General features: G+C 68.4%; 19 protein-coding genes. 9 read left to right on the top strand and 10 right to left on the bottom strand.

What is annotated here, in order from left to right; genetic code table 11:
• Positions 1 to 19: 19 nt before the first annotated feature.
• A complete protein-coding gene (locus CAL15_RS04445; RefSeq protein ID WP_086077474.1) occupies positions 20 to 214 on the top strand; it encodes a DUF2783 domain-containing protein in 195 nt (64 codons plus the stop codon).
• A gap of 18 nt (positions 215 to 232) precedes the next feature.
• Here the strand turns inward: CAL15_RS04445 and CAL15_RS04440 are convergent, their stop codons facing one another.
• Positions 233 to 1,132, bottom strand: a complete 900-nt coding sequence (locus CAL15_RS04440; RefSeq protein ID WP_086077473.1) for a LysR family transcriptional regulator — start codon at positions 1,130 to 1,132, stop codon at positions 233 to 235.
• 284 nt (positions 1,133 to 1,416) lie between these two features.
• Here CAL15_RS04440 and CAL15_RS04435 point away from each other — a divergent pair, with 284 nt between their 5' ends.
• A complete protein-coding gene (locus CAL15_RS04435; protein WP_086077472.1) occupies positions 1,417 to 2,412 on the top strand; it encodes a Bug family tripartite tricarboxylate transporter substrate binding protein in 996 nt (331 codons plus the stop codon).
• 49 nt (positions 2,413 to 2,461) lie between these two features.
• Positions 2,462 to 3,664, top strand: a complete 1,203-nt coding sequence (locus CAL15_RS04430; protein ID WP_420042550.1) for an FAD-dependent monooxygenase — start codon at positions 2,462 to 2,464, stop codon at positions 3,662 to 3,664.
• A 97-nt stretch (positions 3,665 to 3,761) separates the two neighbouring features.
• On the opposite strand, the gene CAL15_RS04425 is transcribed toward CAL15_RS04430, so the two are convergent.
• Positions 3,762 to 4,694, bottom strand: coding sequence for a LysR family transcriptional regulator (locus CAL15_RS04425; RefSeq protein ID WP_086077470.1), 933 nt, complete (start codon positions 4,692 to 4,694; stop codon positions 3,762 to 3,764).
• Between the two features lie 161 nt (positions 4,695 to 4,855).
• On the opposite strand from CAL15_RS04425, the gene hmgA reads away from it, so the two are divergent.
• The 3 genes from hmgA (at position 4,856) to CAL15_RS04410 (ending at position 8,526) form a co-directional block, all read left to right on the top strand.
• Entirely contained in the window at positions 4,856 to 6,154 is a 1,299-nt protein-coding gene (gene hmgA / locus CAL15_RS04420; protein WP_086077469.1) for a homogentisate 1,2-dioxygenase, read from the top strand.
• Between the two features lie 42 nt (positions 6,155 to 6,196).
• Positions 6,197 to 7,510: a fumarylacetoacetase gene (gene fahA, locus CAL15_RS04415; protein ID WP_086077468.1), complete on the top strand. Its 1,314-nt coding sequence runs from the start codon at positions 6,197 to 6,199 to the stop codon at positions 7,508 to 7,510.
• A 116-nt stretch (positions 7,511 to 7,626) separates the two neighbouring features.
• Positions 7,627 to 8,526, top strand: coding sequence for an NAD(P)-dependent oxidoreductase (locus tag CAL15_RS04410; RefSeq protein WP_086077467.1), 900 nt, complete (start codon positions 7,627 to 7,629; stop codon positions 8,524 to 8,526).
• 78 nt (positions 8,527 to 8,604) lie between these two features.
• On the opposite strand, the gene CAL15_RS04405 is transcribed toward CAL15_RS04410, so the two are convergent.
• From CAL15_RS04405 to CAL15_RS04385, 5 genes are all read right to left on the bottom strand, one after another.
• Positions 8,605 to 9,396 (bottom strand): enoyl-CoA hydratase-related protein, encoded by a 792-nt coding sequence (locus CAL15_RS04405; protein WP_086077466.1) that lies wholly within the window; start codon positions 9,394 to 9,396, stop codon positions 8,605 to 8,607.
• A 10-nt stretch (positions 9,397 to 9,406) separates the two neighbouring features.
• The gene (locus tag CAL15_RS04400) at positions 9,407 to 10,408 is read right to left on the bottom strand and encodes a Bug family tripartite tricarboxylate transporter substrate binding protein (RefSeq protein WP_086077465.1); all 1,002 of its coding nucleotides are present in this window, start codon (positions 10,406 to 10,408) and stop codon (positions 9,407 to 9,409) included.
• A gap of 61 nt (positions 10,409 to 10,469) precedes the next feature.
• Positions 10,470 to 11,636, bottom strand: a complete 1,167-nt coding sequence (locus tag CAL15_RS04395) for an acyl-CoA dehydrogenase family protein (protein ID WP_086077464.1) — start codon at positions 11,634 to 11,636, stop codon at positions 10,470 to 10,472.
• On the bottom strand, positions 11,626 to 12,897 hold the full coding sequence (locus CAL15_RS04390) for a CaiB/BaiF CoA transferase family protein (protein WP_086077463.1): 1,272 nt from the start codon (positions 12,895 to 12,897) through the stop codon (positions 11,626 to 11,628). The genes CAL15_RS04395 and CAL15_RS04390 overlap by 11 nt, the downstream gene beginning before the upstream one ends.
• A complete protein-coding gene (locus tag CAL15_RS04385) occupies positions 12,894 to 14,753 on the bottom strand; it encodes an acyclic terpene utilization AtuA family protein (protein WP_086077462.1) in 1,860 nt (619 codons plus the stop codon). Before CAL15_RS04385 ends, CAL15_RS04390 begins: the two co-directional genes overlap by 4 nt.
• Positions 14,754 to 14,912: 159 nt before the next feature.
• On the opposite strand from CAL15_RS04385, the gene CAL15_RS04380 reads away from it, so the two are divergent.
• Positions 14,913 to 15,743: an IclR family transcriptional regulator gene (locus CAL15_RS04380; protein ID WP_198299144.1), complete on the top strand. Its 831-nt coding sequence runs from the start codon at positions 14,913 to 14,915 to the stop codon at positions 15,741 to 15,743.
• A gap of 1 nt (position 15,744) precedes the next feature.
• Here CAL15_RS04380 and CAL15_RS04375 read toward each other — a convergent pair whose 3' ends face one another.
• The 3 genes from CAL15_RS04375 to CAL15_RS04365 all read right to left on the bottom strand — a co-directional run bounded on the left by CAL15_RS04375 (position 15,745) and on the right by CAL15_RS04365 (position 19,619).
• Positions 15,745 to 17,652 carry an LTA synthase family protein gene (locus CAL15_RS04375; protein ID WP_086077460.1) on the bottom strand — a complete coding sequence of 636 codons (1,908 nt, stop codon included), beginning with the start codon at positions 17,650 to 17,652 and terminating at the stop codon, positions 15,745 to 15,747.
• A 140-nt stretch (positions 17,653 to 17,792) separates the two neighbouring features.
• Complete coding sequence (gene kdgD / locus CAL15_RS04370; RefSeq protein ID WP_086077459.1) at positions 17,793 to 18,722, bottom strand: 5-dehydro-4-deoxyglucarate dehydratase; 930 nt, start codon at positions 18,720 to 18,722, stop codon at positions 17,793 to 17,795.
• A 162-nt stretch (positions 18,723 to 18,884) separates the two neighbouring features.
• Positions 18,885 to 19,619 carry a FadR/GntR family transcriptional regulator gene (locus CAL15_RS04365; protein ID WP_086077458.1) on the bottom strand — a complete coding sequence of 245 codons (735 nt, stop codon included), beginning with the start codon at positions 19,617 to 19,619 and terminating at the stop codon, positions 18,885 to 18,887.
• Between the two features lie 192 nt (positions 19,620 to 19,811).
• Here CAL15_RS04365 and CAL15_RS04360 point away from each other — a divergent pair, with 192 nt between their 5' ends.
• Both CAL15_RS04360 and CAL15_RS04355 read left to right on the top strand, forming a co-directional pair.
• A complete protein-coding gene (locus CAL15_RS04360; protein ID WP_232468115.1) occupies positions 19,812 to 20,714 on the top strand; it encodes an SMP-30/gluconolactonase/LRE family protein in 903 nt (300 codons plus the stop codon).
• A gap of 82 nt (positions 20,715 to 20,796) precedes the next feature.
• Complete coding sequence (locus CAL15_RS04355) at positions 20,797 to 21,780, top strand: TRAP transporter substrate-binding protein (protein ID WP_086077457.1); 984 nt, start codon at positions 20,797 to 20,799, stop codon at positions 21,778 to 21,780.
• Positions 21,781 to 21,796 lie beyond the last annotated feature (16 nt).

The following is a 21,796-nucleotide window of genomic DNA, read 5'->3' as shown; positions in this document are numbered from 1 at the left end:
CGAAAACGGAGCCCTGAACATGCCCTTGAACATCGGACCCAACCTGGCCGCGCCGGACGATTTCTACGAGATCCTCATCGACGCGCATCGCGACCTGAGTTCCGCGCAAAGCCAGGAGATGAACGCTGCCCTTGTCCTGCTGCTGGCCAACCACATCGGCGACATGGAGGTGGTGAAAGAGGCGCTGCAACGCGCGCGCGAGTCGGTGCTGTAGGCCAGCGCGGCCACGGGGCTATGCTTTTCCGGGTCCCATGTACTCCAGCGCCACGGTCCGGAATTCCTCGCGGAACCGCGCCACCTGTACGGGCTCGGGCCGGCCGGCGCGGGTGATGCAGTAGTAATCCAGCGGCACCGCCGGCGAGATCGGCACCAGCCGCACGCGCCAGCGCGAGCCGGCCACGGCCGCGAACGAGGGCACCACGGCGTGCCCCAGTCCGGCCTCCACCATGGCCAGCACGGTTTCCAGGTGCGTCACTACGCGCCGCGGGCCTCCGTCCTGCGGCGGGCTCACGTAGCGCTCCACCATTTTCTGGATGGCGTTGTCGGGCGGCAGCGAGATCAGTCTCTGCGGGTCGACGTCCCGCCAGCGCGCCGACGCCTTGCCCTTCCAGCCATCGCGGGCTACGGCCAGCACCAGCCGCGATGGGAACACCTCGCTGCGCCGTATGCCCGACACGCGCGAGAAGAAAGCGCCGAAACCGGCGTCCAGCTCGCCGTGCTCCACGCGCTGCTGGATCAGGCCGCGATCCAGGTCGGCCACGTCCACGCGGGTATGCGGGGCTCGCTTCCCGAAGCGGCGCAGGACTTCGGGCATGACGCTGCAGGCGATCAGCGGGGTCACGCCCACCTTGATGCGATCGGCCGGCGCCGACAGCGTACCCAGTTCGCCCAGGGTGCGGCCCAGCTCGTGCACCGCGCGGTCGGCCACCGGCAGCAGCCGCTGGCCGGCATCGGTCAGGCGTACCGCGCGCGTGGTGCGCTCGAACAGGCGGCAGTCGGCCTGCTCTTCCAGTTCCCGGATCATGGCGCTGAGCCCGGCCTGGGTGACGTGCATCTGCTCGGCGGCCTTGGTGAAGCTGCCGTGGCTGGCCACCGCGAGAAAGGCGCGCAATTGGCGGTAGGAGAAGTTCATGGGCGGGGTCGGGTGCAGTGGTCGGCGCGGGCGCTCGATGGAAGCTCGCGGGCCGCGTGAACCGGTGCATGCCGGTGGGCGCGGATGGACCATGGCGAGCGCATGCGCCGATATTAACAACCAATACTTATCAATCCATCAAATACTGTGCTTTTTCTTGTGCACGGGATTTGATGAAATGCGTAGACGCTTCGCCGCGATCCATACCAATTTTCAGAAAACCAGCTTGCGGCCGCCGCGACGCGACACGCGCACGCGGACGGACAAGCACAGGAGACTTTGCAATGACACACCGCATTTCGCCCATTCGTACGCGCCTGCGCCGCGCCGCCGCCTTCATGCTGGCCGGCACGCTGCTGGGAGCCGCCACCGTGGCGGCCGCCCAGGATTTTCCGACCCGGCCCATCACGCTGGTCGTGCCTTTCCCCGCCGGCGGCCCCACTGACAGCAGCGCCCGCCTGTTCGGCAAGGTCATGGCCGACAAGCTCGGCCAGCCCGTCGTAGTGGAGAACCGCGCCGGCGCGGGCGGCAGCGTGGGCACGGCCTATGTTGCACGCAGCCAGCCCGACGGCTACACGCTGCTGTGGGGCGGCACCAGCAGCATGGTGGTGTCGCCGGCCCTGTACACCAATCTGCAGTACGACCCGATCAAGTCCTTCACCCCCATCGGCATGGCGGTGCGCGGTCCGCTCATCCTGGTCAGCCGTGCCGACGCGCCTGCCAGGACGCTTGCCGAACTGCTGGAGCAGGCGCGCGCCAAGGAGATGACGGTGGCCAGCGCCGGCACCGGATCCGTCGGCCACCTGACCGCCGAACTGTTCAAAAGCACCACGAATGCGAAGCTGCTGCACATTCCCTATCGCGGCGGCGCGCCCGCGCTGACCGACGTGATCGGCGGCCAGGTGGATCTGCTGTTCGATACCGTCACGCTGCTGTATCCGCAGATCACCGCCGGCAAGGTGCGCGCATATGCCGTCACCGGCAACGCCCGCTATGCCCGCCTGCCCGATGTGCCTACCGTGGCCGAGGTGGCCGGCAAGCCCTTCGAGGCCTACTCCTGGTTCGGCCTGATGGCCCCGGCCGGCACGCCCGCCGACGTGGTGCGCAAGCTGACGGACGCGCTGGCCGCCGGCGCCCGCGACAGCGGCGTAACCAAGGAAATGGAATCGCTGGGCCTGGAGCCCGTGGGCGGCTCCGCCGAAGCCTTCGCGCAATCCATCCGCACCGACTTGGACAAGTGGACGCAGGTCGTCCGCCAGGCCAACGTGAAACCCGAATGACCGCATCGACCGCTACGCAATGACCTCTTCCGAACAAGCCACCGGCCGCCTGGCCGGCAACGCCAAGCCTTCCATCCTGATCGCGGGCGCCGGCCTGGGCGGCCTGACCGCCGCACTGGCGCTGCTGCGCCGCGGCTACCGCGTGCGCGTGCTGGAACAGGCCGCCGAACTGCGCGAGATCGGCGCCGGCATCCAGCTCAGCGCCAACGCCAACCGTGCGCTGTACCGGCTGGGCCTGGGCGATGCCCTGGCCTCGGTGGCGGGCAGCACGGCCGGCAAGCGCATCCGCCTGTGGAGCACCGGCCAGACCTGGCCGCTGTTCGACCTGGGCGGCGAATCGCTGCAACGCTACGGCTATCCGTACCACACCATCTACCGTGCGGACCTGCATCGCGTGCTGGCCGACGCCCTGCTGGCGGCCGACCCGCAGGCCGTCGTGCTGGGCGCGCGGGTCGAATCGCTGGAACAGGACGAATCGGGCGTTACCGTGCGCCTGACGGACGGCGCCAGCCACCGCGCCGACCTGCTGGTGGGGGCCGATGGCGTGCATTCCTGCGTGCGCAGCGCGCTGTTCGGCGCGGACCGCGCCACGTTCTCCGGCACGCTGGCCTGGCGCGGCGTCATCCCCGCGCACAAGCTGCCGGCCCACCTGCGCGAACCCTATGCGGTGAACTGGGTCGGCCCGGGCGCGCACGTCATCCACTATCCGCTGCGACGCGGCGAGCTGGTGAACTTCGTGGGCATCCTGGAGCGCGACGACTGGCAGGTCGAGTCCTGGACCGAGCGCGGCAGCGTGGCCGAATGCCAGGCCGACTTCGCCGGCTGGCACGAGGACGTGCAGACCCTGATCGGCGCGCTGGACGAGCCGTACAAGTGGGCCCTGATGCTGCGCGAACCGCTGCAGCAGTGGACCGTGGGCCGCGTCACGCTGCTGGGCGATGCCTGCCATCCCACCCTGCCCATGCTGGCCTCGGGCGCCGCCATGGCCATCGAGGACGGCTACGTGCTGGCGCGCGCGCTGGACGAAGTGGCCGACCCCCTGGAGGCGCTGCAGCGTTATGAGGCGGCCCGCAAAGAGCGCGCCACTCGCGTGGTGCGCGGCTCCGCCGAGAACGCCAAGCGGTTCCACAATCCCGCGCTGGCCCATGCCGAAGGCGCGGCGCAGTACGTGGACCGCGAGTGGAGCGAGGCGCGCGTGCGCGAGCGCTATGAATGGCTGTTCACGTACAACGTGGACGAAGCGGTCATTTGATCGAGGGCGGGCGGCACGCCTTCGCCGGCAAGGTGCGCCTTCGTGCGCCAGGCCGATCGATCCATTCCGGATCGGGCACTCGCGCAAAGCCAGGCGGCTAGCGCCTGCCCGGCCCGCCTGCCGCCTCGGCATACAGATCCACGATCAGCCCGCGCAGCCATTGACTGCCGCCGTCGCGCTGAAACCGTCGCTGCCAGTACAGGTTGGTCTGCAGGGGCGGCACGCGCAGCGGCGGCGCCAGCATGCCCAGGCCGAAGCGCGGCGCCGCGCTGGCCGCCAGCTTGGCAGGTACCGTGGCCAGCAGGTCGGTGGTGCTGACGATGTACGGCACAGCCGAGAAGTGCGGCACGCTGAAATGCGACTGCAGCGCGATGCCGGCCGCCTCGAGCGCCTGGTTGACCTGCCCATATGGCGCCGCGCGCGACACCGCCAGGTGCTTCTGCGCGCGGAACGCCTTCAGGCCCATGCCTTCGTGCGCCTGCGGATGCCCCTGGCGAAACAGCGTGACATACCCCTGGCGGAACAGCATGCGCTGCACGACGTCGCCGGCCAGGTCGTCGAAGGCGCCCACGGCCAGGTCGATACGGCCGGCCTCGAGTTCGCGCTGCAGCTCCGGTCCGCCGGAGCGCACCGAATCGATGCGCACGCCCGGGGCGCGTAAGGCGCAGATTTCCATCAGGCGCGGCATGAAGTGAATCTCGCCCACGTCGGACATGGCGATGCGGAACCGCCGCGTGCTGGCGGAGGGATCGAACACCTCGTCGGCCTCGAGCATGCGGGTCAGCAGGCCCAGGGCCTCGCCCACGGGCCCGGCCAGGCGTTCGGCGAACGGGGTGGGCAACATGCCCTGGCCCGTGCGCACGAAGAGGTCGTCGCCCAGCGTGTCGCGCAGCCGCCGCAGCGCATTGCTGACCGCGGGCTGCGTGAGGTCGAGCCGGCGCGCCACGGCGGACAGGCTGCGCAGTTCGAGCAGGTGCTGGAACACCACCAGAAGATTCAAGTCCAGGCGACGCAGGTCGGCAACAGGCACGGTGCGGCCTCCACTATTCACAAAATTTATAGGCTCTATTTTTGCATTCCCATAGCCATATGTCGTGGGATTGCCGACAATGGCGGCACAGACGGCGGACGCGCCATGGCTGGCCGGTGAAACGGCCGAGTTCCGCGATCCACCCTTCCACGGAGGAAACCATGTCACTGCGATATCAATCCGGCTTCGGCAACGATTGCGCCACGGAAGCCCTGCCCGGCGCCCTGCCCGAGGGCCGCAACTCTCCCCAGCAATGCCCGTATGGCCTGTACGCCGAGCAATTGTCGGGCACGGCCTTCACGGCGCCGCGCGCCGAAAACCGACGCTCGTGGTTGTATCGCATCCGGCCGGGCGTCACGCACCAGCCCTTCCAGCCCTTCGACCACGAGCCGCGCTGGATCAGCGACTTCGGCCGCGCCCCCGTGCCGCCCAACCAGCTGCGCTGGAGCCCGCTGCCGATGCCGGAGGAACCCACCGACTTCATCGAGGGCGTGTACACCTGGGGCGGCAATGGGTGCCCGGACGAGCAAGCCGGCGTGGGCATCCACCTGTACGCGGCCAACCGGTCGATGCAGGGCCGCTTCTTCTACGACGCGGATGGCGAGCTGATGATCGTGCCGCAGCAGGGTCGCCTGCGCCTGGCCACCGAGCTGGGCCTGATCGAGATCGAGCCGCAGGAGATCGCCGTGATCCCGCGCGGCGTGCGCTTTCGCGTGGAACTGCTGGACGGCGCCGCGCGCGGCTACATGCTCGAGAACTTCGGCGCGCCGCTGCGCCTGCCGGAACTGGGCCCCATCGGATCGAACTGCCTGGCCAACGCGCGCGATTTCCAGACGCCGCATGCCTGGTACGAAGACATCGAGGGCGACTTCGAGCTGATCGCCAAGTTCGCCGGCGGCTTCTGGCGCGCGGCCATCGACCACTCGCCGCTCGACGTAGTGGCCTGGCACGGCACGCACGCGCCGTACAAATACGACCTGCGGCGCTTCAACGCCATCGGGTCGATCAGCTACGACCATCCCGATCCGTCGATCTTCACGGTGCTTACCTCGCCGTCTGACACCCCGGGCACGGCCAACGTCGATTTCGCCATCTTCCCGCCGCGCGTGCTGGCCATGGAGGACACCTTCCGTCCGCCCTGGTTCCATCGCAACGTGGCCAGCGAATTCATGGGCCTGATCCATGGCGTGTACGACGCCAAGGCCGAGGGCTTCCTGCCCGGCGGCGCCAGCCTGCACAACTGCATGAGCGGCCACGGGCCCGACAGCGAGACCTTCGAGAAGGCCAGCCACGCCGACACCAGCAAGCCGCACTACATACGCGATACGATGGCCTTCATGTTCGAGACGCGGCGGGTGATCCGGCCCACCGCGCAGGCCCTGGCCTCGCCGCAGCTGCAAGGCACCTACCACGATTGCTGGCTGGGCCTGGCCAAGCACTTCGACCCGGCGCGCCGCTGAAGCAGCCAGGACACAACGAACCGACAACCGAGACATCCCTACATGAGCCAGTTGAACGAGACTCACGATCCCGCATTGAAAAGCTGGGTGGCCAGCGCCAACCAGGCCGACAGCGCCTTTCCCGTGCAGAACCTGCCGTATGCGGCCTTCCGGCGCCGCGGCACGCAGGAAGCCACCCGCCCCGGCGTGGCCATCGGCGACCAGATCGTCGACCTGGCCGCGCTGGCGGCCATCGCGCCCTTCGAAGGCGCGGCCGCGACCGCGCTGCAGGCCTGCACCGGCGAACGCCTCAACGAACTGATGGCGCTGGACAGCGCGCACTGGAGCGCGCTGCGCCTGGCCCTGTCGCGCGCGCTGCGCGAAGGCGCCGCACTGCGCGGCCGGATCGAACCGCTGCTGGTGCCGCAGGCCCAGGCCGAGTACGTCACGCCGGCCCGTATCGGCGACTACACCGACTTCTACATCTCGGTGCATCACGCCACCGCCATCGGCAAGCAGTTCCGGCCCGACAACCCACTGCTGCCCAACTACAAATGGGTGCCCATCGGCTATCACGGCCGCGCGTCCAGCATCGGCGTGGACCAGCGCTTCGCGCGCCCGGTCGGCCAGCAGCGCCCCGCCGCCGAAGGCGAGGCGCCGCAGTTCGGGCCCTGCAAGCGGCTCGACTACGAACTGGAACTGGGCGTGTTCGTGGGCAAGGGCAACGTCCAGGGCGAGCGCATCGCGCTGGCCGACGCCGAAGCGCACGTGTTCGGCCTGTGCATCCTGAACGACTGGTCGGCGCGCGACATCCAGGCCTGGGAATACCAGCCGCTGGGCCCGTTCCTGTCCAAGAACTTCGCCTCCACGATCTCGCCCTGGGTGGTCACGCTGGAAGCGCTGGCGCCCTTCCGCGCGGCCTGGAGCCGCGATGCCGCCGACCCGCAGCCGCTGCCCTATCTCGATTCGCCGCAGAACCGCGCCGAAGGCGCCTTCGACGTGCAGATGCAGGTGCTGATCAGTACCGAGCAGTCGCGCGCGCAGGGCAAGCCGGCGGCCCAGCTTTCGCGCAGCAATTTCCGCGACGCGTACTGGAACGTGGCGCAGCTGATCACCCACCACACGGTCAACGGCTGCAACCTGGTGCCGGGCGACATGCTGGGCACGGGCACGCTGTCGGGTCCGCGGCCTGAAGAAGCCGGCTCGCTGGTGGAACTGAGCCAGGGCGGCAAGACGCCGGTGTCGCTGCCCTGGGGCGAACAGCGCACCTTCCTGCAGGACGGCGACCAGATCATCATCCGCGCCGAGTGCACCAAGCCCGGCTATCCGCGCATCGGCTTCGGCGAATGCGTGGGCACGGTGCTGCCCGCGCGCTAGGCCGCCCGCACGGTGCGCGGCACGCGCACTACGACGCGAACGGCGGCGCTCAGCCGCCGTTCATCGTCTCTGCTTTATGCTTGCCTGCATACCATTCGAACAACGGAGGCAAGGACATGGGCACGAACCCCTCCCGCATCGGCATGATAGGCGTGGGCCTGATGGGCCACGGCATCGCCGCCAACATCGTCCGCAAGGGCGGCTATCCGCTGGTTCTGCTGCGCCACGCGGGCAACCAGCCGGTCGACGACCTGCTGGCTGCCGGGGCCACGCAATCCGACAGCGCGGCCGAGATCGCGCGCCTCTGCGACGTGGTCATCCTGTGCGTGACCGGCACGCCGCAAGTGGAAGACGTGTTGTTCAAGCCCGATGGCGTGCTGGCCGGCATCACCCCGGGCACCGTCATCATCGACTGTTCCACGGCCATCCCATCCTCCACGCTGAAAGTGGCCGACGCGGTGAACAAGGCGGGCGGCCTGTTCCTGGACGCGCCCATGACGCGCACGCCGAAAGAGGCCGCCGAAGGCCGACTGAACCTGATCGTCGGCGGCGAGCGTGAGCTGTTCGAACGCTGCAAGCCTCTGCTGCAGTGTTATGCCGAGAACATCGTCCATGCCGGCCCCGTCGGGTCGGGCCACCGCCTGAAGCTGCTGCACAACTTCGTGTCGCTGGGCTTCTCGGCCGTGCTGGCCGAAGCGGCCGCGTGCGCCGAACGCGCCCACGTCGACCCCGCGGTGCTCGTCGAGATCCTGGCCAAGGGCGGCGGCGACGGCGTGGTGCTGGGCCGACTGCGGCCCTACATCGAGGCTGGCGACGCTTCGGGCTTCCGCTTCTCGATCTCGAATGCGCTGAAGGACATGGGCTACTACACGGCCATGGCCGAGGATACCGGCGCGCCGCACCTGACCGCCGAGGCCGTGCGCCGCACCTACGAATCGGCCAGCCAGGCCGGCATGGACCAGGCGGCGGTGCCGGAGATCATTCCTTTCCTGGCGGGCAGGAACCCGGCGGGCTGATCGCGCGCATAGCGCGATCTTCCGGATCAGTCATCTCCTGCGGGCAACTGGCCACTGCGACCGACAGGCCGGCGTGCGCTATCGGCCCGTCCACGCCGCCGCCCGCTTGTCCTGGAAGGCTGCCAGGCCCTCGCGTGCGTCCTGCGTGCTCGCCATCGAAGGCACCATCACCTGCGCGTACTCCCAGCCTTCGTTCAGGCTCATGTCGCGCATGGCCTGGTATGCCTGCTTGCCCAGGCGGATGGCGGTGGGCGACTTGTCCACGATGCGGTCCAGCAGCCACTGCATCCTGTCGTCCAGCTCCGCCCGCGGCACCGCGTAGTTGAGAATGCCGAGCTCCAGCGCCTGCCGGGCCGTGTAGGGCTCGCCGGTGATGCACATCTCGAGCAGCTTGCGCTGCGGCACGACGCGCAGCATGTTGGGCAGGATCATCATGGGCACCAGTCCGATCTTGGTTTCGGGAGTGCCGAACAAGGCGTCATCCGCGGCCACCGCCATGTCGCACGCGCACAGCAGGCCGAACCCGCCCGCCATCACGTGCCCGTTGACGCGCGCAATGATGGGCAGGCGGCACTGCTGGAACGTGCGGAACAGCGCGACCAGGTAGTGGCGGGGCTGCGCATAATCGACCTCGAACGCGAAGCCCTCGGTGTGGCGCGCCAGGTCGGCGCCGGCGCAGAAGGCGCGGTCGCCCGCCCCCGTCAGCACGATGGCCCGGCATTCCGCATGGGACTCGGCGGTGCGTATCGCGTCCGCCAGCCGCTGCACCACGCCCGCATTCAGCGCATTGCGGCGTTCCGGGCGGTTGATGGTGATCCACAGCACGGGCCCGCGCAACTGCACCAGCAGATCTTGTTGCTGCTCGGACATGTCGCCTCCCTCAGTCGATCTTGGCGCCGGAGAAGGCCACCACCTCGCCCCATTTCTTGATCTCGGCCGCCATGTAGGTGGCGAACTCCTGCGGGCTGCCGCCCAGCGGCTTGTAGCCCATGTCCACCAGCTTGGCGCGGAAGGCCGGCGTGGCCAGCGCCTGATTGACCGCCTCGTTGACCTTGCGGACGATCTCGGGCGGCGTGCCCTTGGGCGCCAGCAGGCCCATCCAGGTGGCCGAGGCCAGTTCGGGATAGCCCAGCTCCGCGGTCGTGGGCACGCCCGGCAGCACGCTCGACCGCGCGTCGTCCATGACGGCCAGCGCGCGCACGCGGCCGTCCTGCACCAGCGGCGCCATGGCGGTCGAGCCGGGGAACACGACCTGCAGCCGGTTGCCGATGAGGTCGGAGAACACGCCCGACGGCGCGGTGTACGGGACGTGCACCATCGCCACGCCGAACCGCTTCTTGAACATCTCGCCGGACAGGTGCCACGAACTGCCGCTGCCGGTGGAGCCGAAGTTGAGCGTGTTCGGATGCTGCTGCGCGTAGTCGCGCAGGGCGTTGAAGTCCTTGATCGGCAGCTGCGCGTTCACGCCGATGACGTTCGGGATGGAACCCACCAGGACGATGGGTTCGAAGTCCTTCTGCGGGTCGAAGGGCTTGGAGTGGTACAGCGTGACCGCCGAGACCAGCGTGCCCGTCCACGAGAACAGCAAGGTATCGCCGTCCGGCGCGGCCTTGGCCGCGATGGAGGCGCCAACGTTGCCGTTGGCGCCGGGCTTGTTCTCGACCACGAAGCTGGCGTTCAGGCGCTTGCCCAGGTCTTCGGCCAGCAGGCGCGCCAGCGGATCGGAACTGCCTCCGGGGCCCGCCGGAATGATGATGCGCACGGGCCTCGAGGGCCATTGCGCCGCCGCGGCCACGCCGGCGTACGCGAACGCCGCCAGGGCCATCGATAGGGCTGCGGCACGGCGGCACGCCCGCGCGGACAGGCTATTGAATGCATGCATGGTTGTCTCCTTCCCACCTGATGTTTTGTGTTTTCCAGGAATCGGGATGCGCCAGGTCGATTCAGTATGACTTGGGCTGCCCGAGCACTCTTTCCGCGATGTACGACATGATCATCTCGCGGCTGACCGGCGCGATACGGGCGATCATGACCTCCCGCAGGTAGCGCTCGACGTGATACTCCTTCGCATAGCCGAAGCCGCCGTGCGTGAGGATGGCGCGCTCGCAGGCATGGAAGCCCGCCTCGGCCGCCAGGTACTTCGCGGCGTTCGCCTCGGCGCCGCAGTCCTTGCCGGCATCGTAGCGATGCGCCGCCTTCAGCATCATCAGGTTGGCCGCTTCCAGCTCCATCCAGTTCACCGCCAGCGGATGCTGGATGGACTGGTTCTTGCCGATGGGCCGGTCGAACACGACCCGCTCGCGGGCGTACTCGGATGCGCGTTCCAGCGCTGCGCGGCCGATCCCGATGGCCTCCGCCGCCAGCAGGATGCGCTCGGGATTCATGCCGTGCAGGATGTACTTGAAGCCTTCGCCTTCCTGGCCGATGCGTTCCTCTTCGGGTATCTCCAGCCCGTCGATGAACAGCTCGTTCGAATCGACGGCCTTGCGGCCCATCTTCTCGATCAGGCGCACGTCGACGCGGCTGCGGTCGAGGTCGGTGTAGAACAGCGTGAGGCCGTGGCTGTGGCGCTCGCACTCCTCCAGCGGCGTCGTCCGCGCCAGCAGCAGTATCTTCTGCGCCACCTGCGCCGTGGAGATCCACACCTTCTGGCCGTGCACCACGTAGCGGCCGCCCTCCTTGCGCGCGGAGGTTTTCAGCCGGGTCGTGTTGAGCCCGGTGTTGGGCTCGGTCACGCCGAAGCAGGCCTTGACCTCGCCGCGGATCATGGGCGGCAGGATGCGCTGCTTCTGCGCCTCGGTGCCGAACACGACCACGGGCATCAGGCCGAACAGGTTGATGTGGAAGGCGGCGCAGCCGGACATGCAGGCCCCGGTCTGCGCGACGGCCTGCGTCATCAGCGCCGCCTCGGTGACCCCCAGGCCCGATCCGCCATACTCCTGCGGAATGGCGATGCCCAGCCATCCGGCCTCGGCCATCGCCTGGTAGAAGTCATCGGGAAAGCCGCCCTGCGTGTCGCGCTGCAGCCAGTAATGCGCGTCGAAGCGCGAGCACGTGCGGCGCACGGCCTCGATGATGGCCTGCTGGTCGTCGGTCAGTTCAAAGTCCACCCTGGGTCTCCATGTCTGGTTGTGCGGCCATGGGAACCCGCAGGATTCCGTCGGCCACCAGGCGGTCTATCGCCGCCTCGTCGAATCCGGCCTCGCGCAGCACTTCGCGGCCGTGCTGGCCATGTTCGGGCGCAGGCCGGGTGCTGCGCGGCTGGGTGCGCGACCAGCGGCTGCCATGCCGCATGGTGCGCAGCGTACCGAGCGTGGGATGTGTCTCGGTGCCGAAGAAGCCGGTAGCCGCCAGGTGCGGATCGTCGAAGATGCTCTGCAGGTCGTGAACCGGCATGGCCGGGATGTCGGCCTGCTCGAACAGCGCCAGCCACTCCTGGGTGCCGCGCCGGGCCAGCGTGTCCTCGAGTTCGGCATACAGCGCATCGACGTGCTGGGTACGCGTGGCCAGGCTGGCCAGGCGCGGGTCGGCCGCCATGTCGGCCTCGCGCCCCAGCATGCGATAGAAGGCGCGCCAGTGCTTGTCGGTGTAGATGAGCGCGCACACGTATCCGTCGCGCGTGCGATACGGGCGCCGGCTGCGCGACAGCAGCCTGGCGTAGCCGCCCTGGTCCAGCGGAGGGTCGTAGGACAGGCCGGACAGGTGATCGGAGAGCACGAAGCCGACCATCGTCTCGAACATCGGCACGTCGATGCGCTGGCCCTGCCCGCTGCGCTGCCGTTCGATCACCGCGGCCAGGATCGCACTGACCGCGCTGAGTCCCGTGATGCGATCGACCATCGCCAGCGGCGCGTAGCGGGGCGCCGAGTCCTGGGCCCGCGCGGTGATGGCGGCCAGCGTGGAGGCGCCCTGGATCAGGTCGTCGTAGGCAGGCTTGGCGGCGTACGGACCGTCCTGCGCATAACCGAACACGCCCGCATAGATGATGCGCGGGTTGACGGCGTGCAGGGCCTCGTAGTCCAGGCCCAGGCGCGCCATGGCCTGCGGCCGGATGTTGTAGACGAACACGTCGCTGGCGCGCGCCAGCTCGAGCAGGGCCGCACGCCCCGCGGGCTGCTTCACGTCCAGGGCCACGCTGCGCTTGCTGCGATTGGTGTTGACGAAGACGGGGCCCATGCCGGGGTGCGGCGCCGGTCCGATCAGGCGGACGATGTCGCCGTCCGGCGACTCGACCTTGATCACGTCCGCTCCCATGTCGCCCAGCAGCTGCGTGGCGTATGGCCCCATCAGCACGGAGGTCATGTCCAGGATGCGCAAACCGTGCAAGGGAAGCGAGGCCGTGCCTGGCGGCGTGTGCTGCGGCTGGCTCATCCCAGCACCTCTTCTTTGGGCACCCAGCCTTGCTCGATCCACTGCGCGGGTATGCGCACGGGGCAATCCAGCAGTATTTCGGCGTGCGCCTTGCCCTGCGGGTCGTAGCGCAGCGACGCCACGCCGCCGCCGCCCAGGGCGCGATGCAGCAGGTAGTTGAAGCCGTCCAGCCCCGGCCAATCGTGCCGCTGCACGTCGCCTTCGACCAGATGCGCCATGTAGTCGCGCACGTGCCGCGCGGTAAGTTGCCGGCGGATGAGCTCGACGAACTCGGGCCGGCGGGCCAGCACGGCGATGTTCGAGATATCTCCCTTGTCCCCGCTGCGCGCGTGGGCCAGGGCGGCAAGCGGCACGGCTCGCATATCGGCCTGCGACTCTGTCGCGTCGACGCCCGCCTCGTGCGGGGCGCCCGAATTCATTACCCCGGCCGGCGTGTCGTCCGGCTTGCACGCCGCCGCGGCGTCGCCCCTCAGCGGCGGCCCCAGCGGACGCACCTCGTCGCCGACGACCAGGCTGACCTGCACCGTTTCCTGCGGCACCAGGAAAGAGAAGAGCCGCACGACGGGCTGCACCTTGGGCCGGCCGCCGAACACTCCCGCCACGCCCTGCACCGTGCTGGTCGACGTGGGAAAGATCTCGCGGGCAAACACCTCGAGGGCCGCCGCAACGTCATGCCTGGCCGCGACCTTTAACACGACCTCGCGCGTGTGGGCCGTACGCGCGTGCGGCCCGTAGCCGTCTTCCGCGCCGAGCACTTCGACGGAGGTCTCGCTGAAGGGCGCCATGCCCTGGCGCGCCAGCACTGCGGTACTGCGGCCCAGTATGGCCCTTGCCACCGCATGCGCTTTATCGACGGCGTCGCGGCCGCGCACCAGCACCGTGGCCAGGCAGCGATAACCGTCGGCATAGGTCGCGCTGACCTTGTAGCTGCGGGGCGCCGGGCCGCCGCGCGCGCCGCTGACCAGAACCTGGTCGGCCCCGGCCGCGCTGACGCGGACCTGGGACCAGTCGCAGCACACGTCGGGCAGACGATAGCAGCGCGGGTCGCCGGTTTCGTACGTGATCTGCTCGGCCACGGACTCGCAGGTGACGGCGCCGCCGGTGCCCGGCGGCTTGGTGACCACGAAACTGCCATCCGCATGGCAGATGGCCACCGGAAAGCCGATATCCGCCCACCCCGCCTGCGTGGCCTGCCAATCGGTGGCGAAGCCGCCGGTGCATTGCGGACCGCACTCGAGCACGTGGCCGGCCAGCGACCCCGCGGACAGCAGATCGGCTTGCGATCGCGTCCAGCCGAACTCATGGATCAGCGGCCCCAGCGCCAGGGCGCTGTCGACGCAGCGCCCGGTGATGACGATGTCGGCGCCATCGTCCAGCGCCGCCGCGATGGGAAAGGCCCCCAGATAGGCGTTGGCCGACACGAGCGTCTGCGGCAGCTCCGCGCCGCTGTACATCTCGCGCACGCCCTGCTGGCGCCAACCGGCCGTCTGCGGCAGCACGTCGTCGCCCTGCACCGCGGCCACTTTCAGCGCGACACCCTGACGCGCCAGCTCGTGCTCGACGGCCTGCCTGCATGCCAGCGGGTTGACCCCGCCCGCGTTGACCACCACCTTGATGCGCCGCTCGGCCAGCGCTCGCCCGTGCGCGGCGATCACCTGGGTGACGAAGTCGGTGGCGTAGCCGGCGGCCGGATCGCGCGCCTTCATCTTCGCCAGGATGGACATCGTCACCTCTGCCAGATAGTCGAGGATCAGATAGTCGATGTCGCCATAGGCGACCAGTTGGCGCGCGCCCTCCGGGGTGTCGCCCCAGAAGCCCGCGCCGCAGCCGATGCGTACAACGCTCTTGCCGGACATTGTCTACCTCCGTCTCCATTGCGTGGGTTCGCCCTGTCCCGGCGGCCCCCCCAATTTTTTCGTGTATTCTTATATCGGAATATGCATTTTTATATAAGAATTCTAGGCATGCATGCTAAATTCCGTCAACCCTGTGTTTCACCCCAGCCCATCCTTGCAATGGCATCGATAGAGAGCCCAGCCGGCGACGACGAACGCGTACCGCCGCCGCGCGCGCCGCTGCGCGTCATGCAGATCGTGAAGGAACTGGCGATCAGCCCCGATGGCTTGTCGCTGGTGCAATTGAGCGAACGCCTGCAACTGCCCAAGACCAGCCTGTTCAGCCTGCTGCGCTCGCTGGAGGCCGGCGGCTACGTCGAGTCGGCCAATGGCCACCATCGGCTGGGGCCCGCCTCGTACGAGCTGGCCGCGGTCATCCACGACCGCGACAGCTTCCCGGCGAATGTGCGCGCCCTGCTGGAGCAGCTGCATGGCGCCAGCGAAGAGACCGTCATGCTGGCGGTGCCGCAGCGCGACGGCGACGAGCTCATGTACGTGGCGGTCATCGAGTCGGACAGCTGGCTGCGCTTTCGCGCGAGCGTCGGCGCGCGCCGGCCGCTGCATGCGGCCTCCACGGGCCTGGTGATGCTGGCGTACTCCACACCCGCGCAACAGCAGGCCTATGCGGAAAGGGCCGTGCTGGAGCCGGTGACCGCGAACTCGCTGACCAGCCGCAAGGCGCTGCTGGACGAGTTGAAGAAGACTCGCGCGCAAGGCTATGTGATGCGCGTGAGCGGGTCGGTGGAAGGGGCCACCGGATTGGGCGCGCCGGTGTTCGGCCGCGATGGTCAGCTGGTGGCGGCCATCGGCCTGGCTGGGCTGACCGTGCGCCTGGAGCGCAATGCCGACCATCTGTTGTCGCTGATCCTGCAGACCGGCGAGCAGATGTCGCGCAAACTGGGCTACGGCGCGGAGTATCCGCCGGCCGTCGGCCGGCGCAAATCCGCCTGAACTACTTCACCCCTTCGGGCAGTTTGTAGCGTTCTTCGCGATACGCCCAGCTGGGCCACAGCGCGTGCGCCAGCGCTTCCTGGCTCAGCTGCGGATCGACGTCCGTAACGCCCTCGTAGCCGTCCTGCTGGTCGTACGGCCGACGCGTGTAGGCATACTGCCGGGGCGGCTTGCGCGGCTCGATGACCAGCAGCCGGTCGCCCTTCAGATACCCGAAGTTGTCGCCGAACTGCATGATGGCGCGGCCCGGATCGCGTTGCGTCAGGTCGGCGCCCAGCATGGGGTTGGTATTGTCCAGTCCGATCAGCGACAGCAGCGTGGGCGCCATGTCGATCTGGCTGACGATGCGGTCGTCGCTGCGCGGCGCGATGCTGCCGCCCAATATCAGCGCCGGAATCTGGAAATGCCGCACCGGCACGGGGTTCTCGCCCCAGGCGCGCGCATCGTGATCGGCGATCACCAGGAACACCGTGTTGTCCCAGTAAGGCGCCTTGCGGGCGCGTTCGAAGAAGTCGCCGATCGCCCAGTCGGCGTAGCGCACGGTGTTCTCGACGGACGCGGGCTCGCCCACGGGCTCGATGCGCCCCGCCGGGTACTCCCACGGCGAATGGTTGCTGACCGAGAACGCCAGCGTGAAGGTGGGCTTGTCGCCGTCCTCGCGCAGGCGCTTGTCCAGCTCATTGAACATGTCCTCGTCCGAGGCGCCCCAGGAGCCGACGAACACCGGATTGGCGAAGCTCCCGCGGTCCACCACCTCGTTGAAGCCATTGCCCAGGAAGAAGCTGCGCATGTTGTCGAAGTGCGCCTCGCCGCCGTAGATGAAGCGCGAGTGGTAGCCGTGCCGGCCCAGCAGGTCGGCCAGCGTGAAGAAACCCGTCTGCGAACGCGGCAGCTTCAGCACGGCCTCGGCCACCGTGGGCAGGAAGCCCGCCGTCACGGCCTCGAGGCCGCGCACCGAACGCGTGCCGGTGGCGTACGCGCGGTTGAACATCCAGCCCTCTTTGGCCAGCCGGTCCAGGTTGGGCGTGTAGCCGCGGCCGCCCAGGCTGCTGACGTACTGCGCCCCCAGGCTTTCCTGCAGCACGATCACCACGTTCAACGGCTTGTCGCGGCGCACGGTGGCCTGCTGCTTATGCAGGCTGGGATAGCGCGGGTCGAGCGGAGGATCGGCCAGGCCGGCCGTGGCGCGCACGATGCGGTTGATCTCGTCGGCCTCCATCTCGGGATAGACAGCCATGGACGAGCGCTCGTCACGCATGCGGTAGGCGGCGTCGAAGACGTTGTAGAGCGAGTTCAGCGCGAGCGTGTTCACCATGGCGTCGCTGCTGTAGGCCACGGTCGACGGGTTGATGGGCCGATGCTGCAGGGTGCCCCGTATGCCGAGCACCGCCACGGCCAACATCACCAGCGTCGCCAGCGGCCGCTTCCAGCCGGCCATCGGCGGATCCTGCAGGCGTGCGGGAAACAGCCTGGTCGACAGCCACGCCGCCAGCGCGAGCACCACGAAGGCGGCCAGCAGCACGCCCTTGTAGCCCTCCCACAGCATGGCGCTGACCTCGCGCGGGTTCACCAGGTACTCGAAGTACAGGCGGTTGGGCCGCGAGTCGTACTCGGAGATGAACTGCGGCGTGGAGACCTCGAGCAGGACGATCAGCATCCACCACACGCGGAACCACCATGCCGCCAGCCGCGCGCCGATGGGCCGATGCCCCAGCCACGGAGACAGCACGGCGGGCAGCACCACGGCCATGCCGATGAGGCAGACGTCGATGCGCAACCCGCCCAGCATCAGCGGCCCCAGGCCGCCGGAGCGCTCGACACGGTCCCACAGCCATAGCGCCAGCGCCAGCCGGCTCAGCGTCAACAGGGCCAGGACGGCGACGATGAAACGCAGGCTCAGGCGGCGCATGTTGCCTGCCCCGCCAGCCCTTCGGCTTGAAACATGGATACTGCCTTCGATGGAAAGGATCGAAGGCTAGACGGGAATGCGTCAAATTTTCGTCAAATTTCGGTCATGTCGAAAAAGGCGACGCATCCCGGCATGACGCCTCAGCCCTTCAGCGCTTCCGGTTCGACGGCGCGGATCAGGTCGGCCAGGATCTGCACTTCGGCGTCGTTCAGCTCGGTGAGCGGGCTGCGCACCGGGCCGGCGGTATGGCCGACCAGCGTGGCGCCCGCCTTGATCATGCTGACGGCGTAGCCGGCCTTGCGGTTGCGCAGGGCGATCAGCGGGAAGTAGAAGCGGTTCAGCAGATCCTTGATAGTGGCGGTGTCGCTGGCGCGGCAGGCTTCGTAGAAGCGCAGCGCGGTCTTGGGGATGAAGTTGAACACGGCCGACGAGTAGGTATTGACGCCCATGGCCAGGTAGGCCGGCGCAAAGATTTCGGCGGTGGGCAGGCCGCCCAGATACACCAGGCGATCGCCCAGGCGGTGGTAGATCGACATCATCAGTTCGATGTTGCCCACGCCGTCCTTGAAGCCGATGAGGTTCGGGCACCGCTCGACCAGGCGGGCCAGCGTATCGGCGTTCACCTGCGACTGCGCACGGTTGTAGACCACGACGCCCAGCTTGGTGGAGCGGCAGACGGCCTCGATGTGGGCGGCGATGCCGTCCTGGCTCGCCTCGGTAAGGTAGTGCGGCATCAGCAGGATGCCGCTGGCGCCGTTCTCTTCGGCGGCGCGCGCATAGCCGATGGCCGCGCGCGTACCCTGTCCCACGCCCGCCACGATGGGCGTTTCCTTGCGGCATTCGTCGGTGGCGGCGCGCACGACCTGCGCGTACTCATCCTGTTCGATCGAGAAGAACTCGCCGGTGCCGCCGGCCGCGAACAGCACCGAGGCGCCGAAAGGCTGCAGCCATTGCAGGCGGCCGCGATACGTGGCTTCGTTGAACGAGCCGTCGGCCTTGAAGTCGGTGACCGGGAAGGACAGCAGGCCGTTGCCCAGGCGGTGCTTGAGTTCTGCGTGATCGAAATACATGCGGGATTCTCCGTGGGGAAAGCGGCTGCAACCGTACGGTGCCCCAGCAGCACCGATTCATTGCAGCGTTATTTGTATGACATCGTACATCTTGACCCAACTTGGAGCAAGCCCTGTCCGGCCGGCGCGATCAAAGCGCAACCTGTCTGTTGCGCGGCGACCTCAGTCGCCCGCGCGGCGCAGCCGTTCGCGGCTGTTGCTGAGGTGCGTGCGCATGGCGGCGCGGGCGCCCTCGGCATCCTGCCGCCGGATGGCTTCGTAGATGTCTTCGTGCTCGAGATTGACGCGCGCCAGATATTGCTCGCGGTTCTCTTGCGCGAAGCGGGCGGAATTGATGCGGGTGCGCGGGATGATGGCCGAGCCCAGGTGCGACATCAGGTCGGCGAAGTAGCGGTTCTCGGTGGACTGCGCGATGAGGAAGTGAAAGCGGAAATCCGGCGTGATGGTGTCGGTGCCGGCATCCAGCGCGGTGCGGAACTCGTCCAGCGCACGACGCATTTCCGCCAACTGCTGTTCGGTGCGGCGCTGCGCCGCCAGCCCGGCGGCCTCGCTTTCGAGACAGATGCGCAGCTCGAGCAGCACCAGCACGTCGCGCACCGTGCCGATGTCGGCGGGGTCGACGCGAAAATCGGTGCCGCCACTGGGCTCCAGCGCATAGGTGCCCACGCCATGGTGGGTTTCGACCAGCCCGCTGGCCTGCAGGCGCGACAGGGCCTCGCGCACCACGGTGCGACTGACGCCGTACTGCCGCATGATTTCGGACTCGGTGGGCAGCTTCTGGCCCGGCGAGATCTGGCCGCCGCGGATGCGCTCGGAGAAGTCCTCGACCAGGCCCTGGGCGAGATTGCGCGGACGCCGCGGCGCGGCAGCGGGTACGGGTGCGGAGGGAGCACTCATCGAGGGATATCCCGGACGCGCGGGGCGCTTGACGTTGAAAATTCGACCTCATTATACTGCGCTCAGGTTGTACGACGACGTACTAGACGCTGATGAATACCCTGACTTCGGCGGACCTCGACAGGAACCATGCCCGCGCCGATTCCGCTCCCAAGGCGGAAGCCGGCGTACGCAGCACGAAGGTGTAGAGCCATGAGCCGCCCTCCTGAAGAACACATTCCGGCCGAGCGCATCGGACAGATGCGCTGCGGCGTGGGCGAAAGCCCGGTCTGGCATCCGGCCGAGCAGGCCCTGTACTGGACCGACATTCCCGGCCGTACGCTGTGGCGCTGGCGGCCGGCCGATGCGCAGGTCGCGCAATGGGCCCTGCCCGAACAGGCAGGCTGCATTGCCATACACCCCGACGGCTGGCTGCTGGCCATGGAAAACGGCATCCATCAGCTTCCCGCGCTGCAGGCCGGGCAGCCGGCTCCGGCGCCGCGGCAGCTGGCCGCCGTGCGCCACGCCGCCCCCGGCATGCGCTTCAACGACGGCCGCTGCGACCGCCAGGGCCGCTTCTGGGCCGGCACGATGGTGCAGGACATGGCGCTGGCCCAGCCGCATGGCCGCCTGTACCGCTACGCCGCGGGCCGCATCGACAGCCCCATCGACGACGACCTCATCGTCTCCAACGGCATGGCCTTCAGCCCGGACGGCGCCACCATGTACCTGTCCGACTCCCACGGCTCCCGCCAGGTGGTCTGGGCCTACGACTACGACACCGACGCAGGCCTGCCCAGCAATCGCCGCGTGTTCATCCCCGCCCTGCCCGCGGGACGCCCCGACGGCGCCGCCATCGACGCCGACGGCTGCTACTGGATCTGCGGCAACCAGGCCGGCAGGATCTATCGCTACACCCCCGACGGCCGCCTCGACCGCACGCTGTCGGTGCCCGTTCCGCGGGTCGCCATGTGCGCGTTCGGCGACACCGACCTGCGCACCCTGTTCGTCACCAGCATCCGCGCCCCGGACACCCCGGACGAGGCGCTGGATGGCGCCGTCTATGCGCTGCGGCCCGGCGTACGCGGCCTGGAGGAACCCGCTTACGCCGGCTAGCCGCCACCGTTTCCCGGCCGCCCGCAGAAGACGGCCGCATACATAAGAAAGAAACCGCAGCAAGCCCCCCAAGGAGACACCCATGTTGCGCACTACCTTCTTGCGCCCGGCCCTGGCCGGCGCGCTGCTGACCTCTGTCGCCCTGGCGACCGCCGCCCAGGCCGCCGAACTCAGATCGGCGGACATCCATCCCGACGACTATCCCACCGTCATGGCCGTGCGCCAGATGGCCGAGACGGTCAAGGAACGCAGCGGCGGCAAACTCACCATCCGCGTCTATTCCGGCAGCGCGCTGGGCAACGAGAACGACTCGATCGAACAGGTCAAGCTGGGCGCGCTGGCCATGGCCCGCGTCAGCAGCGCGGCCATGCACAACATCTGCGAGGTCACGCGCGTACCCTCGCTGCCCTTCCTGTTCCGCTCCAAGGAGCATCTGCACGCGGTCCTGGACGGCGACGTCGGCACCGAGATGCTCAGCGCCTGCGAGAAGGCGGGATTCGTCGGCCTGGCGTGGTACGACAGCGGCTCGCGCTCCATGTACACGCGCAACAAGCCCGTCAAGAGCGTGGCCGATACCAAGGGCATGAAGATCCGCGTGCAGCAATCCGACCTGTCGGTTGCCATGGTGGAGGCCATCGGCGGCAACGCCACGCCCATGCCCATGGGCGAGGTCTACACCGCGCTGAAGACGGGCCTGGTGGACGCCGCCGAAAACAATTTTCCCAGCTACGAAAGCGGGCACCACTACGAAGTGGCCAAGTACTACTCGCTGACCGAGCACACCATGACGCCCGAGATCCTGCTGTTTTCCAAGCGCCAGTGGGATCGCCTGTCCGCGGCGGACCAGAAGCTGCTGCGAGACGCCGCGCGCGAATCCGTGCCCTACATGCGCAAGCTGTGGGCCGAGCGCGAAGCCAAGTCGCGCGCGGTGGTCGAGAAGGCCGGTTCGCAGGTGGTCGAGGTCGACAAGGCCTCGTTCCAGGCGGCGGTGCAGCCGGTCTACAAGCGCTTCGTGACCACGCCGCAGATGCAGGACCTGGTCAAGCGCATCCAGGCCACCCAATAAAGGAACCGCCATGTCC

This window comes from Bordetella genomosp. 13 (genome assembly GCF_002119665.1).
Classification (GTDB): domain Bacteria; phylum Pseudomonadota; class Gammaproteobacteria; order Burkholderiales; family Burkholderiaceae_B; genus Bordetella.
Note: the sequence above shows the minus strand (reverse complement) of the source record. Positions and strands in the feature narration are given on the sequence as shown.

Excerpts from the sequence above, each read along its gene's own strand:
- CAL15_RS04445 (WP_086077474.1), top strand. The coding sequence starts at position 20 with ATGCCCTTGAACATCGGACCCAACCTGGCCGCGCCGGACGATTTCTAC.
- CAL15_RS04440 (WP_086077473.1), bottom strand. The coding sequence starts at position 1,132 with ATGAACTTCTCCTACCGCCAATTGCGCGCCTTTCTCGCGGTGGCCAGC.
- CAL15_RS04435 (WP_086077472.1), top strand. The coding sequence starts at position 1,417 with ATGACACACCGCATTTCGCCCATTCGTACGCGCCTGCGCCGCGCCGCC.
- hmgA (WP_086077469.1), top strand. The coding sequence starts at position 4,856 with ATGTCACTGCGATATCAATCCGGCTTCGGCAACGATTGCGCCACGGAA.
- fahA (WP_086077468.1), top strand. The coding sequence starts at position 6,197 with ATGAGCCAGTTGAACGAGACTCACGATCCCGCATTGAAAAGCTGGGTG.
- CAL15_RS04410 (WP_086077467.1), top strand. The coding sequence starts at position 7,627 with ATGGGCACGAACCCCTCCCGCATCGGCATGATAGGCGTGGGCCTGATG.
- CAL15_RS04405 (WP_086077466.1), bottom strand. The coding sequence starts at position 9,396 with ATGTCCGAGCAGCAACAAGATCTGCTGGTGCAGTTGCGCGGGCCCGTG.
- CAL15_RS04400 (WP_086077465.1), bottom strand. The coding sequence starts at position 10,408 with ATGCATGCATTCAATAGCCTGTCCGCGCGGGCGTGCCGCCGTGCCGCA.
- CAL15_RS04390 (WP_086077463.1), bottom strand. The coding sequence starts at position 12,897 with ATGAGCCAGCCGCAGCACACGCCGCCAGGCACGGCCTCGCTTCCCTTG.
- CAL15_RS04385 (WP_086077462.1), bottom strand. The coding sequence starts at position 14,753 with ATGTCCGGCAAGAGCGTTGTACGCATCGGCTGCGGCGCGGGCTTCTGG.
- CAL15_RS04380 (WP_198299144.1), top strand. The coding sequence starts at position 14,913 with ATGGCATCGATAGAGAGCCCAGCCGGCGACGACGAACGCGTACCGCCG.
- CAL15_RS04375 (WP_086077460.1), bottom strand. The coding sequence starts at position 17,652 with ATGCGCCGCCTGAGCCTGCGTTTCATCGTCGCCGTCCTGGCCCTGTTG.
- kdgD (WP_086077459.1), bottom strand. The coding sequence starts at position 18,722 with ATGTATTTCGATCACGCAGAACTCAAGCACCGCCTGGGCAACGGCCTG.
- CAL15_RS04365 (WP_086077458.1), bottom strand. The coding sequence starts at position 19,619 with ATGAGTGCTCCCTCCGCACCCGTACCCGCTGCCGCGCCGCGGCGTCCG.
- CAL15_RS04360 (WP_232468115.1), top strand. The coding sequence starts at position 19,812 with ATGAGCCGCCCTCCTGAAGAACACATTCCGGCCGAGCGCATCGGACAG.
- CAL15_RS04355 (WP_086077457.1), top strand. The coding sequence starts at position 20,797 with ATGTTGCGCACTACCTTCTTGCGCCCGGCCCTGGCCGGCGCGCTGCTG.